This window comes from Nocardia asiatica NBRC 100129 (genome assembly GCF_000308415.1).
Lineage (GTDB): Bacteria > Actinomycetota > Actinomycetes > Mycobacteriales > Mycobacteriaceae > Nocardia > Nocardia asiatica.
This window is the reverse complement of sequence record NZ_BAFS01000382.1, coordinates 1-4,344: the sequence shown is the minus strand read 5'-3', so window position 1 is coordinate 4,344 and position 4,344 is coordinate 1. Positions and strand designations below refer to the sequence as shown.

8 protein-coding genes and 1 pseudogene are annotated in these 4,344 nt (G+C 68.6%); all 9 read left to right on the top strand.

All coding sequences use genetic code 11. From position 1 onward, the window contains the following. A pseudogene (locus tag ON27_RS29740) lies at positions 1-583 on the top strand (HAD-IC family P-type ATPase); the annotation flags it as partial. Positions 584-780: 197 nt separating this feature from the next. Continuing rightward, the gene (locus ON27_RS29735) at positions 781-1,020 is read left to right on the top strand and encodes a hypothetical protein (protein ID WP_051047106.1); all 240 of its coding nucleotides are present in this window, start codon (positions 781-783) and stop codon (positions 1,018-1,020) included. A gap of 30 nt (positions 1,021-1,050) precedes the next feature. Next, complete coding sequence (locus ON27_RS44430) at positions 1,051-1,251, top strand: hypothetical protein (RefSeq protein WP_083887877.1); 201 nt, start codon at positions 1,051-1,053, stop codon at positions 1,249-1,251. Then, entirely contained in the window at positions 1,248-1,571 is a 324-nt protein-coding gene (locus ON27_RS29730; RefSeq protein ID WP_043735046.1) for a hypothetical protein, read from the top strand. The genes ON27_RS44430 and ON27_RS29730 overlap by 4 nt, the downstream gene beginning before the upstream one ends. Positions 1,572-1,708: 137 nt before the next feature. Beyond that, positions 1,709-2,176, top strand: coding sequence for a hypothetical protein (locus tag ON27_RS29725; protein ID WP_157227403.1), 468 nt, complete (start codon positions 1,709-1,711; stop codon positions 2,174-2,176). Between the two features lie 117 nt (positions 2,177-2,293). Further along, on the top strand, positions 2,294-3,352 hold the full coding sequence (locus ON27_RS29720; RefSeq protein ID WP_043735041.1) for an urease accessory protein UreH domain-containing protein: 1,059 nt from the start codon (positions 2,294-2,296) through the stop codon (positions 3,350-3,352). Positions 3,353-3,368: 16 nt separating this feature from the next. Further along, positions 3,369-3,581: a heavy-metal-associated domain-containing protein gene (locus ON27_RS29715; protein ID WP_043735038.1), complete on the top strand. Its 213-nt coding sequence runs from the start codon at positions 3,369-3,371 to the stop codon at positions 3,579-3,581. A 143-nt stretch (positions 3,582-3,724) separates the two neighbouring features. Then, complete coding sequence (locus ON27_RS29710; protein WP_043735035.1) at positions 3,725-3,922, top strand: hypothetical protein; 198 nt, start codon at positions 3,725-3,727, stop codon at positions 3,920-3,922. Further along, the gene (locus ON27_RS29705; protein ID WP_043735033.1) at positions 3,919-4,164 is read left to right on the top strand and encodes a hypothetical protein; all 246 of its coding nucleotides are present in this window, start codon (positions 3,919-3,921) and stop codon (positions 4,162-4,164) included. The genes ON27_RS29710 and ON27_RS29705 overlap by 4 nt, the downstream gene beginning before the upstream one ends. Positions 4,165-4,344 lie beyond the last annotated feature (180 nt).

The following is a 4,344-nucleotide window of genomic DNA, read 5'->3' as shown; positions in this document are numbered from 1 at the left end:
TGTCGTGATCGCCTGGGACGGGGTGGCGCGAGCGGTGCTGGTGGTCGCCGACACCGTGAAACCCACCTCGGCGCAAGCGATCCGGCGCCTGCGGGAACTCGGCCTGCGGCCGGTGCTGCTGACCGGGGACAACGACACCGCCGCCCATGCCATCGCTGCGGAGGTCGGCATCGACGAGGTCATCGCCGAGGTGCTACCGAAGGACAAGGTCGAGGTCATCACCCGGTTGCAGGGCGATGGCCAGGTGGTGGCGATGGTCGGCGACGGCGTCAACGACGCCGCCGCACTAGCCCAGGCCGACCTCGGATTGGCGATGGGCACCGGCACCGACGTCGCTATCGAAGCCTCCGACCTGACCCTGGTCCGCGGGGACCTGATGGCCGCGGTCGACGCGATCCGATTGGCACGCCAGACATTGCGCACGATCAAGGGCAACCTGTTCTGGGCATTCGCCTACAACATCGCCGCCCTGCCCCTGGCCGCACTCGGGCTGCTGAACCCGCTCATCGCGGGAACCGCGATGGCATTCTCCAGTGTGTTCGTCGTCTCCAACAGTCTCCGGCTACGCGGATTCTCCTCGACGCCCGTCGAGGAACCGGCTACCGAGCCCGCCACGGTTGCAGCCGGCGCACGGTTGTCGGGCGTACCCGGCGGGAGTGGACTCGATGATGCCGAACGCGCCGAACTCGAACGCCTGCGGGTGGAGAACGCGGCGCTGGTAGAGGAACGCGACGTGCTCGAACGCAGCGTCGCGCACTGGGTACGCAAGGCCCAACGCCAATGAACCACACCGGTTTCTGGCACACCGAAAGCCTCGCCTCGCTGACATTGACCGCGGTGGCGCTGCTGGGGGCCGCGCTGCTCACCGTGCGGGCCGTGGCCGGACGGCCCACCGGCCGCTGGGTCACCTTCGCGGTGCCGCGCCGTGTCGCGGTGCCAGCCGCGGCGATCGGGTTGCTGGTGTTGGAGATCAACCAGCAGGCGCACGCCGAATTGCTCACCACCCCGTGGACCGGATGATGTGACCATGCGCGAAGGAGGCGGACGGTCATGAGCGAAGTGTCGGTGATGCTGCCCGCATACCTGGCCACCGGATTCCGGCACCGCGGCGGGGTCGTGCCGGCGACGCTGGTGTTCGGCGCCGGTGTCGCGACGCTGATCCTGCCCAATCGGCCGTCAGCAGCACTCCTCGGTCGCGGCGGCCGGGCAGCAGGTACTGGCTTTGTTGCTGTCCGGAGGACCACGGGGTGAAATTGGAGATCCTCGAGGTCCCCGCCTGCCCCGGCGCGGCGGTACTCGAACAGCGCCTTCGGCAGGTGGCCGCGGATGTGCCCATGGCACTGGAGATCGTCCATCGGATGATCGGCGACGCCGACGAAGCTGCTGCGGCCGGGATGAGCGGATCACCCACCCTGCTCATCGATGGCCGCGACCTGTTCGCGACCCCGGGACAGACCCCGAGCCTGTCGTGCCGCTTGTACCCGACCGGTACCGGGAGACTCGACGGCGTGCACTCGGCCGCGGCGCTGCGCGCCGTGCTGCGGGTCACCCCCGGACCGTCACACACCTGACCAATCCCGGCACCGCAAGGCCGATAACCTGCGTCGTTTCAAACCCTCACCCTCACCGGCGGGCCCCCGCGAGGCGTCGCCGATACGGACACGCCCACACCCGCACGGTCCATGATGTGACTAGTAGGATCGCGGTCGTGACCAGACCTACGCCCGCAGTGCGGCGAGCCGGAATTCTCCGGCTCGTCGTCGTGCTGGCGGCGCTGGTCGGGATCGCACTGATCCAGAGCGGGCACTGCCAGGCCAGTGCGCCGATGGACATGTCCATGACGGCCGCTGCCGCGGCGGCCGGTCACTGCGGTCCGGCACAAGCCGGCGCCGACCAGGGCATGAACCACGCCGATCACGATCACGGTGCGGTGATGTTCCAGACCGATGCCGCACCGGTGACGACCGGATCGGACCAATCACCGCCGGCAGTCCCGGCCGGGATTGTGATGGCCTGTCTGGCGGTGTTCCTGGCGTTGCTGGCCGGTGTGGCGTTACTGCGCTCCCATTGGCGCGCCTGCGCGATTCGTCTTCCCCTTCCGCTGGCGGGGCCGGAGCCACGCGCGGTGCTGCCGCGCCCGCCCAGCCTCGCTGAACTCTGCGTGCTGCGGACATAAACCGCAGATGCCGCGGGTCCGTCGCTCTGCGACCGACCCATTCCCGTCGTGCGTTCGATCAACGCCGCGGGAGCGTCTGTGTCTGTTCGTACCTACCCTCACGCAGGAGTTCGTTTCGTGAATCTCGTCCCCGTCCTCGCCACCGGTCTGTTTGCCGGCGGCATCTCGTGTGCCGCCGTCCAGGGTGGTCTGTTGACCGGTGTCATCACCCGTCAACGCGCCACCTCCGCAGCGGCCACAGCCGAGAAGCCGGTCGCTGTCGAATCCCCACCGCGGATCTGGACCCGCCTTGGTGACGACCTGGCACCGGTCGGTGGTTTCCTCGCCGGAAAGCTGCTCTCCCACACCCTGCTCGGTGCCGCGCTCGGCGCCCTCGGCGGTGCCGTGCAGCTGTCGATCGGTACACGGACCTGGTTGCAGATCGGTGCCGGGCTGCTGATCATCGTGTTCGGCCTCGCGCAGCTCGGTGTGCCCGGCTTCCGCGGCATCGTCGTGGAACCACCCGCCTCCTGGATGCGGGTTGTGCGCAGCGGAGCTCGCCTGCATACCGCGTTCGCGCCCGCGGTGCTCGGTGTGCTGACGATCCTGCTCCCGTGCGGGATCACCCTGTCGGTGGAAGCCCTCGCCCTCGCGTCCGGGTCACCGCTGTGGGGTGCGGCGGCCATGGCGGTATTCGTGCTCGGCACCGGACCGTTGTTCGCCGTGCTGGGGTACGCGGCCCGGGTCGCGGCCACCGTGTGGCGTGGTCGGCTGGCGGTGGCGACCGGGCTGGTGGTGCTCGGGATGGGCTTCTACACCCTCAACGGCGGACTCGAACTCGCCGGCTCCCCGCTGGCCGCCGGACGCATCGCCGAGGCATTCGGCGCCAGCCAACCCACGGCTGACGCCTCCGCCGCGACCGTCACCGACGGCGCACAGATCGTGACGATCACCGCCCGCACCGGCGCCTACACCCCCGGCAATGTCGAAGCGAAGTCCGGTGTCCCGACCACCCTGGTGGTCAAGACCAACGGCACCCAGGGCTGCATCCGGTCGCTGGTCATCCCCAGCCTCGGCATCCAGAAGGTCCTGCCCAGCACCGGTGAGACCCGCATCGACCTCGGGATCCTGCAACCCGGCCGCCTGGACTACACCTGCGGCATGGGCATGTACTCCGGCCTGCTCACCATCGCCTGACAAAGGAGCTGAACCTATGGCCACACATGTTTTCCGGGTCGAGGGCATGCACTGCGGCAGCTGCGCGCTGCTCATCGACGACACCCTGCAAGACCTCCCCGGCGTGCGCAGCACGCAAACCTCCCGCAAGAACAACCGCACCACCGTCGACCTCGACACCGCCACCACCCCCGGCGATGTCATCGCGGCCATCGCCGAACTCGGCTACACCGCCACGGTCGACTCCTGACGACCGCCCAGCCCCCTGGGGTCGGCCGCCGCAGGCGCAGCCCAGCAACTGCTGCCGTGCACGGCCGACCCACCGGGGCGACCCCACCACGTTCGCTGAACCCGGACATCCGGGTTCACCTCGAGTCGGAAACGGAACGACAAATGGACTCCGTACTGCTCACCCTCGCCGTCCTCGCCTGCCCCATAGGCATGGGCGCGATGATGTTCATGATGATGCGCGGAAACCGCCACGACAGCGGCGACGACACCCGACAGATCGAACTCGACACGCTGCGCGCCGAAATCGAACACCTGAAAGCCGATCGGCAAGCCGAACACCGGCCTGGGAATTCCTCGTGACACCCACCTGGTATGCCGCGATCCTGGCCGCCGCGGCGGCGACGACCACCTACTTCACCTGTGTCCGGCCGATGCGCCACCGGCAGCGCGCCGCGACCGGCGTCGAGGAACAGATCACGGAACTGACCCGCGAACTGAACGCCCTCCGAGCAGGCGATGACAACGACAAACCCGCCGCCAGGGAAAACCACAGCCCGGGTCCGAGCCGGCGCAACACCGATGCAGACCCAGACAATCGTTGACTCCTCGGCATCCCCTCGCCCCGATCCAGCGATCGCTGGCAGTCGACGCGGTTTGACCTTCCATCCGAATGGAAGGTCTAGCATCACTGCGGTTCACCGGTCAGCCGAGGTTGCCTCGGCAGCTCCGGGGAACCAAGACCACGGCGTCGATATCACGCCGCCGAAGAGTCCGAACACTCG